The 16562-nt window shown below is 64.3% G+C and carries 12 protein-coding genes and 1 riboswitch; of the genes, 2 read left to right on the top strand and 10 right to left on the bottom strand.

Annotated elements, in window-relative coordinates:
* Positions 1–45 precede the first annotated feature (45 nt).
* Both queF and B0E50_RS07920 read right to left on the bottom strand, forming a co-directional pair.
* Positions 46–870 (bottom strand): NADPH-dependent 7-cyano-7-deazaguanine reductase QueF, encoded by an 825-nt coding sequence (gene queF / locus B0E50_RS07925; RefSeq protein WP_077440886.1) that lies wholly within the window; start codon positions 868–870, stop codon positions 46–48.
* A gap of 61 nt (positions 871–931) precedes the next feature.
* Positions 932–1924: an aldo/keto reductase gene (locus tag B0E50_RS07920; RefSeq protein ID WP_077440655.1), complete on the bottom strand. Its 993-nt coding sequence runs from the start codon at positions 1922–1924 to the stop codon at positions 932–934.
* 104 nt (positions 1925–2028) lie between these two features.
* Here B0E50_RS07920 and B0E50_RS07915 point away from each other — a divergent pair, with 104 nt between their 5' ends.
* The gene (locus B0E50_RS07915) at positions 2029–2928 is read left to right on the top strand and encodes a LysR family transcriptional regulator (protein WP_077440654.1); all 900 of its coding nucleotides are present in this window, start codon (positions 2029–2031) and stop codon (positions 2926–2928) included.
* 24 nt (positions 2929–2952) lie between these two features.
* On the opposite strand, the gene B0E50_RS07910 is transcribed toward B0E50_RS07915, so the two are convergent.
* Together B0E50_RS07910 and B0E50_RS07905 are read right to left on the bottom strand one after the other, a co-directional pair.
* Positions 2953–3705 carry a glutathione S-transferase family protein gene (locus B0E50_RS07910; protein ID WP_077440653.1) on the bottom strand — a complete coding sequence of 251 codons (753 nt, stop codon included), beginning with the start codon at positions 3703–3705 and terminating at the stop codon, positions 2953–2955.
* A 76-nt stretch (positions 3706–3781) separates the two neighbouring features.
* Positions 3782–4183: an acyl-CoA thioesterase gene (locus B0E50_RS07905; protein WP_077440652.1), complete on the bottom strand. Its 402-nt coding sequence runs from the start codon at positions 4181–4183 to the stop codon at positions 3782–3784.
* Between the two features lie 205 nt (positions 4184–4388).
* Between B0E50_RS07905 and B0E50_RS07900 the strand changes: the two genes are divergently transcribed.
* The gene (locus B0E50_RS07900; RefSeq protein ID WP_077440651.1) at positions 4389–6719 is read left to right on the top strand and encodes a S9 family peptidase; all 2331 of its coding nucleotides are present in this window, start codon (positions 4389–4391) and stop codon (positions 6717–6719) included.
* A 71-nt stretch (positions 6720–6790) separates the two neighbouring features.
* Here the strand turns inward: B0E50_RS07900 and B0E50_RS07895 are convergent, their stop codons facing one another.
* The 6 genes from B0E50_RS07895 to B0E50_RS07870 all read right to left on the bottom strand — a co-directional run bounded on the left by B0E50_RS07895 (position 6791) and on the right by B0E50_RS07870 (position 16120).
* Positions 6791–8005, bottom strand: coding sequence for an FtsX-like permease family protein (locus B0E50_RS07895; protein WP_077440650.1), 1215 nt, complete (start codon positions 8003–8005; stop codon positions 6791–6793).
* Positions 8006–8014: 9 nt separating this feature from the next.
* Entirely contained in the window at positions 8015–9319 is a 1305-nt protein-coding gene (locus B0E50_RS07890) for an ABC transporter permease (RefSeq protein ID WP_077440649.1), read from the bottom strand.
* A gap of 112 nt (positions 9320–9431) precedes the next feature.
* Positions 9432–12011 carry a M56 family metallopeptidase gene (locus B0E50_RS07885; protein WP_077440648.1) on the bottom strand — a complete coding sequence of 860 codons (2580 nt, stop codon included), beginning with the start codon at positions 12009–12011 and terminating at the stop codon, positions 9432–9434.
* Between the two features lies 1 nt (position 12012).
* Entirely contained in the window at positions 12013–12399 is a 387-nt protein-coding gene (locus B0E50_RS07880; RefSeq protein WP_077440647.1) for a BlaI/MecI/CopY family transcriptional regulator, read from the bottom strand.
* 128 nt (positions 12400–12527) lie between these two features.
* The gene (locus B0E50_RS07875; RefSeq protein WP_077440646.1) at positions 12528–13553 is read right to left on the bottom strand and encodes a ribonucleotide-diphosphate reductase subunit beta; all 1026 of its coding nucleotides are present in this window, start codon (positions 13551–13553) and stop codon (positions 12528–12530) included.
* A 95-nt stretch (positions 13554–13648) separates the two neighbouring features.
* Complete coding sequence (locus B0E50_RS07870) at positions 13649–16120, bottom strand: ribonucleoside-diphosphate reductase subunit alpha (RefSeq protein ID WP_077440645.1); 2472 nt, start codon at positions 16118–16120, stop codon at positions 13649–13651.
* 153 nt (positions 16121–16273) lie between these two features.
* Positions 16274–16489, bottom strand: a riboswitch (cobalamin riboswitch).
* Positions 16490–16562: the final 73 nt, after the last annotated feature.

The following is a 16562-nucleotide window of genomic DNA, read 5'->3' as shown; positions in this document are numbered from 1 at the left end:
CGCCGATTACCGGGACGGTCGCCTTGCTGCCGGGGTCGCGGCCATCTACTGGCGCACCAGGCGCGGATTGCCGGGTGTGGCCGGCGTGCTGCTGCGGAACGGATTGATGTCGAGGCCGCCACGGCGGGTGTAGCGCGCATACACGCTCAGCTGCTGCGGGGCGCAGCGCTGCATCAGGTCGATGTAGATGCGCTCCACGCATTGCTCGTGGAATTCATTGTGGTCGCGGAACGAGACCAGGTAGCGCAACAGGCCGGCATGGTCGATCGGTGCGCCGCGGTAGGCGATCTGCACGCTGCCCCAGTCCGGCTGGCCGGTGACCGGGCAGTTCGAGCGCAGCAGGTGCGAGACTACGGTTTCCTCGATCGGGTTGGCGTTGTCATCGGCATGCAGGAAATCCGCCTGCGGTGGGCCGTATTGGTCGATGGCGATGTCCTGGCCATCAAGCAGATGGCCGTCCAGGCTGGTGACGTCGTAAGCCGGCGCATTCGTGTCACGTAGTTGCACATCAACTACCGCGCCTGCAGCAGCGGACAGGTCGCGTGCCAGCGTGGCGGCGAGCGTTGCGATGTCGGCGATTCGCTCCTGCGCGAAGCCGTTGAGGTAAAGCTTGAACGATTTCGACTCGATGATGTTCGGCGAAGCTGCCGGTACATGGAACTCGGCCAACGCCACGATGGGCTTGCCGCGCAGGTTGAGCCACGACAGCTCGTAAGCGTTCCAGATGTCCATGCCGTGGAACGGCAACGGTTCGGCCACGCCGATCTCCGCGCGCTTGCCGGCGCGCGGGATCGGGAACAGCAGGCTGGGGTCGTAGCGGTCGGCGTAGACGGTGCTTTTGCCGAGCGGGGAATGTTCGGGAGTGCTCATGCCGCCCATTCTAGCGGCTCGCATCGCCGGACCCGTGCGAAGGGCGACGATACGCGACGGATCAGCGGTTGATATGCGTCATGCTGGCATCCGCATAGCGTTGACCGGCCACGGCCTCAGGCGGAAAGATCCGGTCGATCGTCGCCAGTTCGCCGCTGCCCAGCTGCACATCCAGCGCACCGAGATTCTCATCCAGCCGCGAACGTCGCTTGGTGCCGGGGATCGCCAATACTTCCTGACCCTGCGCCAACACCCAGGCCAGCGCAAGCTGTGCCGGCGAGCATCCCTTGTCCGCCGCCAGCTGCTTCACCTTGTCCACCAGCTGCAGGTTGCGGTCGAAGTTGCCGCCGATGAAGCGTGGGTTGCTGCGTCGATAGTCATCGGCGTCGAAATCGTCAGGCGTGCGGATCGCACCGGTGAGGAAGCCTCGACCCAGCGGCGAATAGGCGACCAGCGAAATGCCGAGCCGGCGGCAGGTATCGAGCACGCCGTTGTGTTCCGGATCGCGTGTCCACAGCGAGTACTCGCTTTCCAGCGCGGCGATCGGGTGCACCTTGCTGGCCCGCTCCAGCGTCGCCGCGGAGGCTTCGGACAGGCCCAGATGACGCACCTTGCCCGCCTGCACCAGCTCGGCCATCGCGCCCACGGTTTCCTCGATCGGTACCTGTGGATCGACCCGGTGCTGGTAATACAGGTCGATCGTGTCGATGCCCAATCGCTTCAGGCTCCCCTCGCAGGAGGCGCGCACGTACTCGGGACGACCGTTGACGCCGCGTGCCTGCGGGTTGGCCAGGTCGCGCACGATGCCGAACTTGGTGGCGATGAACGCCTGCTCGCGGCGCCCCTTGATTGCCTTGCCGATCAGTTCCTCGTTGATGTACGGGCCGTACATGTCGGCGGTGTCGAGCATGGTGATGCCGCGATCGAGCGCGTGCTGGATGGTGGCGATCGATTCGGCGTCGTCGCGCTGGCCGTAGAAATCACTCATGCCCATGCAGCCGAGGCCGAGGGTGGAGACCTGGGGACCATTCTTGCCTAAGGTGCGGGTCTGCATGGGGTGGCTCCGGTGGGTGATGGTGGACGCATGGTGCGTCATGGCGGGAATCGGATAAATACTCAATAATTGTCATTACTATTCAATAATTGACAACAATTGCGATGGATCGACTCCAGTCCATGCGGCTGTATACGCGGATCGTCGAGCTGGGCAGCTTCACTGCCGCGGCAGATGACCTGAACCTGCCGCGCGCCACCGTTACCCACGCGATCAAGCAGCTGGAAGTGCGGTTGGGCGCGCAACTGCTGCAGCGAACCACTCGCCGCGTGCGCGCCACCCGCGACGGCGAAACCTATTACGGCCATTGCGTGCGCCTGCTGGCCGACATGGACGAGGTGGAGACCGATTTTCGCGAGGCCGTGGTGCAGCCAAAGGGGCGCCTGCGGGTCGACCTGCCGGTCTCGCTGGCGCGCCGGCTGGTGATTCCCGCGTTGCCGGAGTTCTTCGCGCGTTTCCCGCAGATCGAACTGGATATCGGTACCGGCGATCGCTTCGTCGACCTGGTGCGTGAGGGCGTGGACTGCGTGCTGCGCATCGGCGAGCTGGGCGACTCCGGCATGGTCGGCCGCCGCGTCGCCATGCTGGAGCAGGTGACCGTGGCCAGTGCCGCTTACTTGCGCCGGCACGGCATGCCGGATTCACTGGCCGCCTTGCACGATGGCCATCTTGCGGTTAACTGGGCTTCGCCAACCACGCGTCGCTGCGAGCCGCTGGAGTTCGTGGTGGGCCGTCGCCGACGTGAAGTGGCGTTGCCGGGGCGCGTCACGGTCAGCGGCGTGGATGCTTATCTCGGCTGTTGCGAGGCGGGCCTGGGTATTGCGCAGATGCCGCGTTACCGCATCAGCGAGGCACTGGCGAATGGGAGCTTGCGCGAGATCCTGCCGGCTCATCCGCCACCGTCGCTGCCGATGACCGTGTTGTATCCGCAGCAACGCCAGATACCGGCACGCCTGCGCGTCTTCGTCGACTGGCTGGTCGAGCTGACGGCTGGCCGAAATTGAAGCAGGTTGGGCCGGGACAGGGGCCTAGAGTTCGCGCGGCGAACCATGCCGCGGCGTGCTGGTGCCGTAGGTGTCGGTACTCAACGGAGCGCCAAGGGTGTTCAGGGCGCCGCGTTGCTCGGCCAGCGGCAGGCGCAGCATGCATTCCTCGAGACGAGCGAGTTTCTGGAATGCGGGCAGCGCCTGCACCAGGGCGACGAGCGCGGCGCAGCGTGGCCAGCGCGTCTCGTCGATCGTGTAGCGGACGAACGAGGCAGTGCGGAAGAAGCTGGCGATGCTGATGTCGGCGATCGACAGCGGGCCAAACAGGAAGCCATCGTCAGGCAGCTGGCTTTCCAGATAGTCCAGTGCGACGGGAATCTCGACCTCGCGCGCCTGCGTCACCACGGCTTCGTCGGTGGTTTCGCCAAAGATGTGGCGCTTGATCGCAAGCTGATAGAACAGCCGCCAGATCAGCCCACTGGCCAGCCGGGTATCGGCATATTCCTCCAGCCAGCGTGCTTGCGCGCGGTCGGCAATATCGGCCGGATACAGCGCGGGAGCGGGATGACGATCCTCCAGATACTGGCAGATCACCGAGGAGTCATTCAGCACGAAACCGTCGTCGACCAACACCGGTATGCGCCGCAGCGGGCTTAGTCGCGAGAACTGGTCGTTGCCGACGAACGGTGCGATCGGATCGATCTCGTAGTCGAGTCCCTTCAGCTCCAGGCACACCAGTACCTTGCGCACATAGGGCGAGATGTAATTGCCGATGATCTTCAGGCGGGCAGGCATCGAGCGACCTCCGGACGATACATGCGGATGAGCGTGTGCGAAGCCATGATTGCGCGTCAAGCCGGCGTCCCGGCCTTCAAGTTCTTGCGTTCAGATCGGCGACAGGCAGCGCCGGAATGGGTGTGGGGGAGCCGTTGGAATCAAGCGCGATCATCACGAAGCGGCCGGTGGTGCACACGCGGCGATCGCCGGTCAGCGGATCCTCGGCGGTCATCTCCACCTCGACTTGCATCGAGCTGCGGCCAACCTTGACCACGCTGGCCACCAGTTCCACCAGCTGGCCGGTGCGCACCGGTACGCGGAAATTCACTTCCTCCGAGCGCGCGGTGACCACGGTGCGCCGTGCATAACGCGAGGCGACGATGAAGGCAGCCTTGTCCATCCACGCCAGTGCCTGGCCACCGAACAGGGTGCCTAGATGATTGGTGTGATCGGGGAAAACCATTTCGAGCAGGCGTGCTTCGATCGGAGCAGTCATGGGAACTCTTGTCTGGTGGATGGTGGCTGCACGACTGCTGCAAGCCGGGACGGGGCGCCAGTGTAGTTCGTTGCAGTGGCACGGTTGCGTGGCCACATGAACCTTTGGCATAGGGCGACGGTGCGATATCGGGTTAGCATCGGTCGATTGGACATCGACGGGGCAGGGTCGCCGCCATGTCATTCCGGTTTTCGTGGAGAAAAGCATGCACGTGATGAGCGGCAAGTCGCGCCTGTTCGGCGCAATGGTGATGGGGTTGCTGTCGGCCGGCGTCGCCGCGCAGGGGCGGACGCTGGTCGCGAATGACTACGCGCAGGCCGAGCGTTTCATGAGCTACAACGTCGTGCCGCTGGTCGATCATGCGGTGCAGAAGGTCGAATGGCTGGATAACGCGCACTTCTGGTACCGCGACCACGACAGCCATGGCGATCACTTCATGCAGATGGATGCAGTCAATGGCAACGCTGCACCATTGTTCGACCAGGCCACGCTCGCCACCGCGATCGGCAAGCTCACCGGCAAACCGGTCGATGCGAACAAGCTTCCGCTCACCGGCTATAACGTGAAGCTGGACGGCCGTCTCGGGATCACGCTCCGCGACAAGCAGTATCTGTGCGACATGCGGGCGGCTGCATGCGTTGCCGACAAGGGTGTGCAGGGCGCGAACAACGAATCGGCCGTGCTGTCGCCGGACAAGAAGTACGCGGCCTTCATCCGCCACTGGAACCTGTGGCTGCGTGACGTTTCGACGGGCAAGGAGACCCAGCTCACCACCGACGGCGTGGAGGACTTCGGTTACGCCACCGACAACGCCGGCTGGATCCATACCGATCGCGCCGTGCTGAACTGGTCGCCGGACTCGAAGAAGATCGCCACCTACCAGCAGGACCAGCGCGGCGTGGGCGAGATGTACACCGTGCGCACCAAGGTCGGCCACCCCGAGCTGGACGCGTGGAAATACCCGCTGCCCGGCGACGACAAGGTGTTCATGATCGAGCCGGTGGTGATCGACGTGGCCAGCCACAAGGTGGTGCGCCTGAAGATCGATCCGCAACAGCGCCTGTCCAGCCTGTGCGACGACATCAGCTGCAGCAGCGACGGTCACTGGGACGACCTGCAGTGGGCGCCGGACAGCAAGACCTTCGCCATGGTCAACAGTTCGCGTGACCGCAAGCAGGTGTGGTTCCGCGTGGCCGATGCCGACAGCGGCGCCGTGCGCACCGCCTTCGACGAGAAGGCGGCCACCTACTACGAAAGCGGCATGGAACACGTCAACTGGCGCTACCTGACCGATTCGCATGAAGCCATCTGGCCGTCCGAACGCAACGACTGGCAGAACCTCTACCTGTACGACACCAACACCGGCAAGGAGCTGCACCCCATCACCACCGGCGACGGCAACGTCATCGATGTGCTGCACCTCGACCGCAAATCGCGTGAGTTGTGGTTCATCGGCACCGGCCGCATGGCGGGCGTGGATCCGTATTTCAAGCAGCTCTGGAAAGTGGGTGTGGACGGCGGCAGGCCCGTGCTGCTCACGCCGGAAAACGCCGACCACACCATCAGCATGTCGCCCGACGGCAAGACCTTCGTGGACAGCTACTCCACGGTCACCACCGCGCCGGTCACCGTGCTGTGTTCCAGCGACGATGGCCATGTCATCGCCACCATTGCCAAGGCCGACATCTCCCGCCTCAAGGCCGCCGGTTGGGTGGCGCCGGTTCCGTTCACGGTGAAGGCGCGCGACGGCAAAACGGTTCTCTACGGCCAGATGTTCAAGCCAAGCCACTTCGATCCCAACAAGAAGTATCCGATCATCGACTACGTCTATCCCGGCCCGCAGACCGGCTCGGTGCGTACCCGCAGCTTCATGCCGGCGCAGGGCGACAACCAGGCGCTGGCCGAACTCGGTTTCATCGTGGTGGCGCTCGACGGCATGGGCACGCCGTGGCGCAGTGCCAGCTTCCACCACACCTGGTACGGCGAGATGGGCGACAACACGCTGCCCGACCAGGTCGCCGGCATCAAGGAACTGGCGCAGCGCTATTCGTGGATCGACATCAATCGTGTCGGCATCTGGGGTCATTCCGGTGGAGGCAATACCACCGCCGACGCGATGTTCCGCTACCCCGACTTCTTCAAGGTAGGTTGGGCCGAGAGCGGCAACCACGACAACCGCAACTACGAGAACGACTGGGGCGAGAAGTACCAGGGCCTGCTGGTGACCAACAAGAACGGCAGCACCAGCTACGACAACCAGGCCAACCAGGACATGGCGAAGCACCTCAAGGGCCGCCTGATGCTGGTGCACGGCACGATCGACGACAACGTGCCGCTGGGCGAGACCATGCTGGTGGCCGATGCGCTGATCAAGGCCAACAAGGATTTCGACATGCTGATCATCCCCAACGTCCACCATGGTTATGCGGCCGCCACGCCGTACGCCACGCGCCGGCGCTGGGATTACTTCGTGCGCAACCTGGCCGGCGACACCCCGCCGAAAGAATATGAATTGAAGGCGTGGCCCTGGATGTGAGTTCGCCAGCGAGGCCGGCAGTATCAGCGGAAGCCTGAGCGGCTCCGCTGATGCCTCACCAGGTTGACCGGTCAGTCCGCCCGGGTAGCCATCACCGGCGGCACCGCCGCCGCGCGCAGCGCCGGGCCAAGCACCGCGCACTGACCGAGCAACCACAGCAGTGCCGCGCCGATGGGCAGGTAGAGAAACGGCAGCCGCGGCAGTTCGTAATGCGTCATCAACCACAGGTTGAGCGCATAGGCCAGCAACATGCCCGGCACGATGCCGCCGCCGACGATCAGGAAATTCTCGGCCTGGAAATAACACAGGATGTCGTTGCGGGTGGCACCGATGGCGCGGCGAATGCCGATCGAGCGTCGTCGTTGCTGCACCCAGAAACTGGCGAGGCCGGCGATGCCCAGCGCGGTGACGAACAGCAACCCGGCCGCCGCGGCCAGCAGCAGGCCGATCATGGTGCGATTGCGCCGGAAGAAGTCGGCACGCAATTGGCTGAAGGTCTGTGCCTGCCGCAGGATGCGATTGCCATCGAGCTGGTTCAGCACATCGGCTATCTGCTTCAGCACGCGCTCGCGTTCCTGCGGTGCCGTGCGCAACACGTAGGTGACATCGTTGCTGTCCGGCAGCATCGGAAACAGGGTGCTGTAATCGTTGCTGGCGGCTTCGCGCAGATGTGGTCGCAGCAGATGATCGACCACGCCGACGATGCGCACCGGGTTGTCGCCGGGATAGATGACCTTGCCCAGCGCGCTCTGGCCGGGGAACAGGCGTTCGGCCAGTGCCTGGGTGATGATGGTGACCGGCACATGGTTGATGCCGGCCCAGTCGTGCGCACTGTCCATCGGCAGGTATTCGTCCGGCAGGAAATCACGTCCTTCGAGCAGGTGCAGGCCCAGCGTGCCGAGTTCGCCGTGGGTGCCGTTGCAGGCGGTGGCGGTAAGGTCGGTATCGGCGTTCGGCGTGGTGGCGATGCCATTGCTCCAGTCGTTGCCGTTGAACGGCAACGCGTCGACGGCGGCCACCGCGGTCACGCCGGGGATGTTGCGCAGCGCCGCCAGGTCCGCTGCGTGTCGGGCCAGCGGGTTTTCGCCTTCGTCCAGGCCGATGCTGTCGATCGTCACCAGCTCGTCTTCGGCCACTCCGCTGGGCTGACGCATCTGTGCGGTCCGGTTGACGATCATGAACACCACGTTGCAGACGATGGCGCAGGTCAGGCCGACCTGCAGCGCCAGCAACAGCACGGTGAGCTTGTGACGCGTGAGACTGGCGAGCAGTGGTCGCAGTGGCATGGGATTACCTCACTGGGTCTTGAGCTGCAGGGCAGGAGTGACGCGGCAGGCGCGCCAGGCGGGCAGCAGTCCGGCCAGTACGCTGGCGAACACCGCCAGCATGAAGGTGCCCAGCAGCATGGCGGCATCCATCTGGGCCAGTTGCGCGTAGCCGTCGGGGCGCTGCCGCACGCTCCACAGGCCAAGCTCGGCAATCACCAGGCCCAGTACGCCGCCAGCCACGCCGATCACCGCCGACTCGATGCCGAATTGCAGGAAGATGTCGCGCCGCTGCGCACCCAGTGCCCGGCGCACGCTGACCTCGCCACTGCGGCGCAGGAATTTCGCCAGCAACAGGCCGACGATGTTGACCATGCAGACGCCGAGAAAACCCAGGGCCAGCCACAGCTGCAGGCGCAGGTCGGAGGGGATGACCTGCTGCTTCGTGAGCCAGTCCATCAATCCATAGAGTTGTGCATTCACCGGGCGCGGAAAGCGGCCATGCGTCTGCTGCTCGCGCCAGTAATCGCCGAGGAAGTCCTGGTAAGCATGCGCCTTGGCCGGGTTGTCCAGCTGCACCCAGAACTGCAACCAGGTGCAGTGATCGCTGGTGCGGCCGCCGGCGCCGTTGCCCCAGCACATGAAATTGCCGCTGAAATCGAACTGAAGCTCCAGCGCGGTCTGCAGCGGCAGGAAAAACTGGTCGGTCTTGCCGAAGGAGCGATCGTTGACCTGGGCATAGAAGGTGGGCTGTGGATACCACTCATCGAGTACGCCGACCACGCGGAAATCGGTGTTCTTCAATCGCACCGTGCGGCCGATGCCGGGCGTGTCGCCGAACAGCTTGCGGTTGAGTTCGGCGTTGAGCACGATCACGCGCGCACGTTGCTCGTCGTCCTCGGCAGTCCAGCCGCCGCCGGCGCGGAATGGTGCGTCGAACATCGAAAAGAAGTCCGCCGTGACGTAATGTCCAGGCTGGAAGAATGGTCGCAGCGAAGCCTGCGCGGGACGGATCGGTACCGAGCCCGCCACCATCGCCGCCTGCCGGTCCGCGCGATGGGTGCGCAGCAGGTTCATCGCATCCGGCCAGGTCAGGTTGCCGTTGGGCGCACTGTCCTTGGTGGTCTTGCTGCGCTCCAGCGGGCGGGCGTCGAGCTGTGGCACAAACAACTGCGCGCTATGCCCGGGCAGCGGATCGCCCGACATCACGTGCAGCACGGTGATCATGGTCATGCTGGCGCCGATGCCCAGGCCGATGGCGAGGATCATCAACGCGGTAAGCACCTTGCTGCGCTTCAGGCTGCGCAGCGCAAGTGCGAAGTAGTAGCCAAACATCGTGGGCCTCCTGATAGCCATGCCTGGGCGTTGGCGGACGCAGCCGTCCCCGCCGCCTGCGAAAGCAGGCGATATGTGTGCTTTCAAACGATCGGCAGCGGGTGCCGGTTCTTCAGCGGCGGCTGACTTCCTGCGCCGCGCCCTTGCCGAGGGCCTCGTCGATCAACTGCGACGCCTGCAGATTGGCTTGCGCGACGACCTGCTGCTGGCGCTGTTTCATCGCGGCCAGCTGCGGCTGCAGCGCGGCCAGTTGCCGGTCGAGATCGGCCATCTGTGCGGTGATCTCGTGTTGCTGTGCGTCCAGACTTGCCAGCCGCTGTGCGGCGGCGGGTGCCTGCGGATCGGCAAGCAGGTCGCGACGCTGCTCCTCGACACTGCGTTGCCGGCTGGCCAGACCTTCCAGCGGCCCCTTGAATTTCCACTGCTCACCTTCGAGCTTGCCTGCATCGCGCCAGTACGCACTCACCGCAGCGTAGGTGGCGTTGGCGCGGTCGACATAGGCGGGATCGCGGATCAGGTACGCCTGGTCGCCGCGGCGGAACCAGAACATCGGTGCCGACTCCGTGGTGTGCAAGCGCTTGGCCATCGCGACATCGGCACGGTCACCATTGATCAGCACGGTTTCGCCGTGGGCGTTGTTGTTGTACAGGGCATAGGCATACCGGCTGCCGGGTTCCACCGTGGTGATGTCGCTGTCGCGGCGCCTGGTCTGATTGGCGGATGTCGTTGTCGTGGCGGTCGGCGGCGGCGGTGCAATCGGTGTCGGTGGTGTGGGTGGCAGCGCCGGCATTTTCGACAGCGGCGACATCGCTGGTGTCGACGGCAGGCCGGGAAGTTGGCGTGTCTGCGTGGTGGTGGGTTGCGGCATCGGGTTCATGCCGAGCTTTTGCGCGGCGCCATGGGCAATTGCCTCGTCCAGCAGTTTCCCGATCTGCTGATCCGCTTGCTCCGTCGCCTGTTGTTGGCGCTTGCCCAGCGCTTCCTGCTGCGCGCCGAGTGCTTGCTGTTGCTTGCCCAGGACTTCCTGCTCGCGGCCAAGTGCATCCTGCTGGCGACCGAGCTCGCTCTGGCTGGCTTCAAGCCGGGCCCGCTGCGCTTCGAGCTCGGCCGAGGGCTGATGCTGGCTGGATTGCACGGCCAGCCTGGCCTCCTCACCAGCCAGCTGCCCTTGCCTGCTGCCGAGCGCACCTTGGCGTGCGCCGAGTGCGCCCTGCTTGCTGCCAAGCTGGCCCTGCTGACGGCCGAGCTGGCTCTGTTGCCTGCTCAGCGCCTGGACAGGCGCGTAGGCGGTCCTGGCACGCTGGATGTAGCCCGCATCACGGATCAGGTAGGCCTGGTCGCCGCGACGGAACCACAGCATCGGCTCGTTGCCTTGCTGCAGCCGCTGCGCGGTGGCCAGATCATTGTCCGTGCCGTTGACGGTGATCGAATCGCCATCGAACAGTGCGAAGCCATCGCGGGCATCGGTACGGGTAGTAATGTTGACATGATGGGCTGAGAAGCCAGTGGCGAGGTGCGCTGGAACCGGCGGTGCGGGTGGCGATGGCGGAGTTGGCGGGGCGGGTGGCGGAGGTGGCACTTGTGCCAGTTCACTGGTCTGGATAGCGGGCTGCACTGCGGTCGCAGCAGTGGCCGTCACGCGATAGGGCAGCACGCCGACGAGCGCAATCAGCACGACGAGCCACCAGCCGCGCGTGCGCAACTGCGAAGGGTTCACGCTTTGCTGCAACATGGTCAGTCGCCTTTTCAGGTTCTGGAAGGTGGGAGATGCGCCGGCGAGGCCGGAGTGCATGGGCTGGGCCACGCCGAGGCGCAGCAGCAGGCGGCCGTAGTCCTGCGGCGCCGTGCAATGTTGTTGCAGCACCTGCGCATCGCAGGCGGCTTCGCGATGGAGCGCGTACTCGCGCATCGCCCATGCCACCAGCGGGTGGAAAAAGAACAGCCGTTGCGCAATCGCCGGTGCCCAACCGAGCCAGAGATCGCCGCGGCGCAGATGGGCCAGCTCGTGGGCGAGTGCCATCGATGATTCTTCCGGCGTCAGTACCTCGTTGGCTGGCAGCAGGACGGTGGGGCGCCACAGACCGGTCACTTGGGGCGACGTGATCGCATGTGACACACGCAACTGTGGACAGTGGCGCAAGCCGAGCATGCGGACCTGCTGTACACACGCTGCCTGCAGCGTTGCATCGTGCAGTGGCGTGGATTCGCGTAGCACCCGGCGCGTTTTCCGCCATTGCCGCGCGACCAGCAGCAACTGCGCAAGCAGGCCGGCGAGCCACATGGTCACCATGAACGAGCGCCAGGGGAACGAGCGTGTTGGCGTCGACATAGGCGTTGTCGACTGCGCAGTCGTGATCGCTGGAGTAGTTGGCAAAGACGGCCCGGCAACCTCCGGGGACACGGTGGATTCGGCCATGGGCGCGATCGCAGTGGTCTGCTGGTTGGCCGTTGCCGTGAAGGAGGCGGACGGCGATGCCGGCGACAGCAAGGGCAATTTCACCGGCGTGCTGACGACCAGGCCGACGATCAACTGCACGCTGAGTACCCACCACAGCATGCAACGGATTGCCGGTGACAACCGTGGTATCAAGCGACCCAGCAGCCATAGCGCGCCGATCAGCAGCACGGCTTGCGCGGAGGTCCAGGCGAGGCGTGTCAGCAAGGTATCGGTGAGGGTGTGAATCGTGTCCATCTCACGACTCCTTCCGCTTGGATTGCAGCTGCGCCACCAGCGCTTCCAGCTGCGCCAACTCGGTGTCGGAGACTTCGGCGTGCTCGGACAGCCACGCCACGAACGGTGATACCGAACCGCTCAGCGTCTTCTCGACGAAGCTGCCGACCGCGCTGCGCATCGCCTCGCCGGGCCCGGTGGCGGTGCTGTAGCGGTACATGCCCTTGACCTGCCTGCGCTTGAGATAGCCCTTGCCGCGCAGGCGTTCCATCATGGTCAGCACGGTGGAGCGCGCCAGCCCGCGTGGCTCGCCGTAGCCAACGGCCACTTCACCTACCGAGGCGTGGCCGCATTCGTCGATGTAATGCAGCAGCGCCAGTTCCTGGTCGCCGATGGTGGATTTGAGCATGGCTCGGGGTTCCGCTTGACTACAGATGTAGTCAAGCTACGCCATGCCTACACGTGTAGTCAATAGGCCGGACGATACCCCCAACGTCCGCTGCGCGACAGAACGGGCCGATCAACGAAGGGGGCGCGTCAGAACGCCATATCGAATGCCACTTCACCCTGCACGCCAACCTGATACGCGGACACGCGGCGCTCGAAGAAATTGGTCACTTCCTGCACGTCCTGCAGATCCATGAAGTCGAACGGGTTCTTCGCGCCGTACTTCTTCGGCATGTCGAGCTGGGCGAGGCGCTGGTCGGCGCAGTATTCGAGGTACTGGCGCATGTCCTTCACCGAGAGGCCAACCACGCCGCCGGAGAGCACGTCCTCGGCGAACAGGGTTTCGCAGGCGATCGCGTCTTCCATCATCTGTTCGACCTGCGCGCGCATGGCGTCGTCGAACAGCTCGGGCTCCTGTTCGCGCACGGTGCGCACGACATCGAATGCGAACGCCATGTGGCCGCTCTCGTCGCGGAACACCCAGTTGGTGCCTGCGGCGAGGCCGTGCAGCAGGCCTCGCGAGCGCAGGTAGTAGACGTAGGCGAACGCCGCATAGAAGAACAGGCCTTCGATGCAGGCGGCGAAGCAGATCAGGTTGAGCAGGAACTGCCGCCGCTGCTCGCGTGTTTCCAGTCGGCGCAGGTCCTGCACCGAGTCGATCCACTTGAAGCAGAACTCGCCCTTGGCGCGGATCGAGGGAATGTTCTCGATCGCCGCGAACGCCTTGTTGCGCTCGGCCGGATCAGGAATGTAGGTATCGAGGAGGGTGAGGTAGAACTGCACATGCAGCGCTTCCTCGTACAGCTGGCGCGACAAATACATGCGCGCTTCGGGCGAATTGATGTGTTGGTACAGATTCAGCACCAGGTTGTTCGACACGATGGCGTCGCCGGTGGCGAAGAACGCCACCAGACGATGGATCAGGTGGCGATCGGCGGCGGACATCTTCGACGAGAGGTCGGCCGTGTCCATCGAGAAATCCACTTCCTCGACCGTCCAGGTGTTCTTGATCGCGTTGCGGTACATCTCGTAGAAGCCGGGATAACGCATCGGACGAAGAGTGAGCTCGAAGCCTGGGTCGAGGATGTGGGTGTTGCGGACAGGTTGAGCGGACATGGATTACCTCAAGAAGATTTGTAGGAGCGCACCCTGTGCGCGATGGGTGTCACGGCAATACGATTCGCGCACAGGGTGCGCTCCTACAGACAGGGTTACTGGCAGGCTTCGCAGTACTCGGGATTTTCCAGCGAGCAGAACACCGCGGCATTGGCCTGCGCCTGATCCACGACCAGCACGGTCTTGTCCGTCGACACGGTGGTCTTGGTGATCTTGGTGGCTGGGCGCGAGCGCAGGTAATAGGTGGTCTTGATGCCGGCCTTCCATGCGTACATGTACATCGAGCTGAGCTGGCCGATGTTCGGGTTTTCCATGAACAGGTTCAGCGACTGGCTCTGGTCGATGTAGGCGCCACGCGCGGCACCGAGTTCGATCAGTGCCTTCTGCGGCAGCTCCCACACCGTGCGATAGATCGCGCGCAGGCGTTCCGGAATCGCCGTTATGCCCTGGATCGAGCCTTCCGCCAGCTTGATCGCGTCGCGGATTTCGGATGTCCACAGCCCGAGTGTCTTCAGTTCATCGGCGAGGTAACGATTGACCTGCAGGAAATCGCCCGACAGCGTCTCACGCTTGAACAGGTTGCTGACTTGCGGCTCGATGCACTCGTAGCAGCCGGCGATCGAGGCGATTGTGGCGGTCGGGGCAATCGCGATCAACAGCGAGTTGCGCAGGCCGTGCTGCTTGATGCGTCCGCGCAGTGCATCCCAGCGCGCGCTGTCTTGCGGCGTGGCATTCGGCCAGTAGTCGAACTGCAGTTCGCCGTTCGCGGCGCGGCTCTCGGCGAAGCCCGGGTGCGCGCCTTCGACCGCGGCCAGTTCGGCCGACATCGACAGCGCGTGGAAATAGATCTCCTCGGCGATGCGGGTCGACAGTGCCAGCGCTTCGGTTGAATCGAACGGCAGCCGCAGTTTGAAGAACACGTCCTGCAGGCCCATCACGCCGAGACCGACCGGACGCCACTTCATGTTGGCGGTGCGCGCGGTGTCGATCGGATAGAAGTTGAGATCGATCACCCGGTTGAGCTGGCGCACGGCGGTACGCACGGTCGAGGCGAGCTGTTCGAAATCGAAGACGCCATCACTGACATGACGTGCAAGGTTGATCGAGCCCAGATTGCACACGGCCGTTTCGGTGGCCGAGCTCACTTCGAGGATCTCGGTGCACAGGTTGGACAGGTGGATCACATTGTCTGGATGGGCGGTCTGGTTGCTGGTGGCGTTGCAGCGATCCTTGAACGTCATCCAGCCGTTGCCGGTCTGCGCCAGCGTGCGCATCATGCGGGCATACAACTCGCGTGCCTTCACCGTCTTCACGGCGAGGCCGTTCGCTTCGGCTTCGCGATAGGAGTGATCGAAGGTTTCGCCCCAGCTGTCGACCAGATGCGGCATGACCTTCGGATCAAACAGCGACCAGTCGCCATCGCTTTCGACGCGGCGCATGAATTCGTCGGGAATCCAGTTCGCGATGTTGAGGTTGTGCGCGCGACGCGCGTCGTCGCCGGTGTTGTCGCGCAGCGCGAGAAAATCCTCGATGTCGGCATGCCACGATTCCAGGTACACGCAGGCCGCGCCCTTGCGCTTGCCGCCCTGGTTCACCGCGGCGACCGAGGCATCCAGCGTCTTCAGCCATGGCAGCAGGCCATTGGAATGGCCGTTGGTACCCTTGATCAGCGAGCCGCGCGAACGCACCCGCGAATAAGCCAGACCGATGCCGCCGGCGAACTTGCTGAGCTTGGCGACGTCGGCGTACTTGTCGTAGATCGACTCCAGCGAGTCGATCGGCGAGTCGAGCAGGTAGCACGAGCTGAGCTGCTCATGTGCGGTGCCGGCGTTGAACAGGGTTGGCGAGCTGGCGATGTATTCCAGCGAGGACAGCAGCCGGTAGAGTTCCAGCGTCTCGCCGATCTCGTTGCCACCAAGCGCGCAGGCGATGCGCATGAAGAAATGCTGCGGCGTCTCGATCACGAAACGCAGCTGCGGATGGCGCAGCAGGTAACGGTCATACACCGTGCGCAGGCCGAAGTATTCGAAACGGCGGGTGGCGAGCGGATCGATCGCATCGTTCAACTTGCGTGCGTTGATGGCGACGAAGTCGCGCAGGCGCGCATTGAGGATGCCCAGTTCCGCGCCGCGCGCGATCGACTGCGAGAAACTCTGGATTTCCTGGCCGCTCACTTCCTTGTCGATGTAGGCACCGAGCAGGCGCGCGGCGAGCTGACCGTATTCCGGTTCTTCAGCCGTCAGTGCGGCGGCGGTGCGGATGGAAAGCTGATCCAGCTCCTGCGTGGTGGCGCCGTCGTACAGGCCGCCGATGGTCTTCAGCGCCACGCGCAGCGGGTCGACGCCATGCAGACCTTCGCTGCTGCGGGTCACCGCGCGCACGATCTTGTTGACGTCGACGGTTTCCTGGCCGCCGTTGCGCTTGGTGACACGCATCTGGCCGGGATTATGCGGTGGGGTCAGGGCAAAGGCGTCGTTGGGGGACGCCGCCGCCTCGGTCACGGCATCGGCGGGTGAATCGACGCGCGCGGCGGTGCGCTCGCGGGTAGCGGTATTCTGAGGTTGCATGGCTGTGGGCTCCCGGCATGGACATCAAACACCTGCTCCCGCGCGCAGGGCCTGAAGCGATGGATTCCGGGAACGGGTCACAATGCAGGCGCCATGCGGCCTACTGCACTGCGACGTGCCTCCCCGCGGAAGCCGTCACTACGCACCGGGACACGTTCGTCCCGATGTGCCGGCAGGTCTTCGGACTTGCGGACATGGATCTTGCGATCCGCCTACTTGTCCCCGCTTCCCAGTCGTGGACGACCAGTGCATGTGGCGACGTTCGTTTCCGCTTTACCGCTGCGGGGCAGTTCCGGAATTACACCGGATTCCCTTTTAAACCCGACCGACGATCGCGTCTGGACGGGCACCGACGGACACAACATATCGGGTGCGTCGGGCAGGGTCAACCCAACAAGTTGTGCACAAGTCGGGGGATAAGCCGCGCGCGGCAAGGCGTGGT

The organism is Rhodanobacter sp. C01 (assembly GCF_002001045.1).
In the GTDB taxonomy this organism is placed as follows: Bacteria; Pseudomonadota; Gammaproteobacteria; order Xanthomonadales; family Rhodanobacteraceae; genus Rhodanobacter.
The sequence above is the reverse complement of the archived record's forward strand: the minus strand, read 5'-3'. Positions and strand labels throughout refer to the sequence as shown.

What these genes read in the sequence shown, in the direction of transcription:
- queF (WP_077440886.1), bottom strand. Translation starts at nt 870, where the DNA reads ATGAGCACTCCCGAACATTCCCCGCTCGGCAAAAGCACCGTCTACGCC.
- B0E50_RS07920 (WP_077440655.1), bottom strand. Translation starts at nt 1,924, where the DNA reads ATGCAGACCCGCACCTTAGGCAAGAATGGTCCCCAGGTCTCCACCCTC.
- B0E50_RS07915 (WP_077440654.1), top strand. Translation starts at nt 2,029, where the DNA reads ATGGATCGACTCCAGTCCATGCGGCTGTATACGCGGATCGTCGAGCTG.
- B0E50_RS07910 (WP_077440653.1), bottom strand. Translation starts at nt 3,705, where the DNA reads ATGCCTGCCCGCCTGAAGATCATCGGCAATTACATCTCGCCCTATGTG.
- B0E50_RS07905 (WP_077440652.1), bottom strand. Translation starts at nt 4,183, where the DNA reads ATGACTGCTCCGATCGAAGCACGCCTGCTCGAAATGGTTTTCCCCGAT.
- B0E50_RS07900 (WP_077440651.1), top strand. Translation starts at nt 4,389, where the DNA reads ATGCACGTGATGAGCGGCAAGTCGCGCCTGTTCGGCGCAATGGTGATG.
- B0E50_RS07895 (WP_077440650.1), bottom strand. Translation starts at nt 8,005, where the DNA reads ATGCCACTGCGACCACTGCTCGCCAGTCTCACGCGTCACAAGCTCACC.
- B0E50_RS07890 (WP_077440649.1), bottom strand. Translation starts at nt 9,319, where the DNA reads ATGTTTGGCTACTACTTCGCACTTGCGCTGCGCAGCCTGAAGCGCAGC.
- B0E50_RS07885 (WP_077440648.1), bottom strand. Translation starts at nt 12,011, where the DNA reads ATGGACACGATTCACACCCTCACCGATACCTTGCTGACACGCCTCGCC.
- B0E50_RS07880 (WP_077440647.1), bottom strand. Translation starts at nt 12,399, where the DNA reads ATGCTCAAATCCACCATCGGCGACCAGGAACTGGCGCTGCTGCATTAC.
- B0E50_RS07875 (WP_077440646.1), bottom strand. Translation starts at nt 13,553, where the DNA reads ATGTCCGCTCAACCTGTCCGCAACACCCACATCCTCGACCCAGGCTTC.
- B0E50_RS07870 (WP_077440645.1), bottom strand. Translation starts at nt 16,120, where the DNA reads ATGCAACCTCAGAATACCGCTACCCGCGAGCGCACCGCCGCGCGCGTC.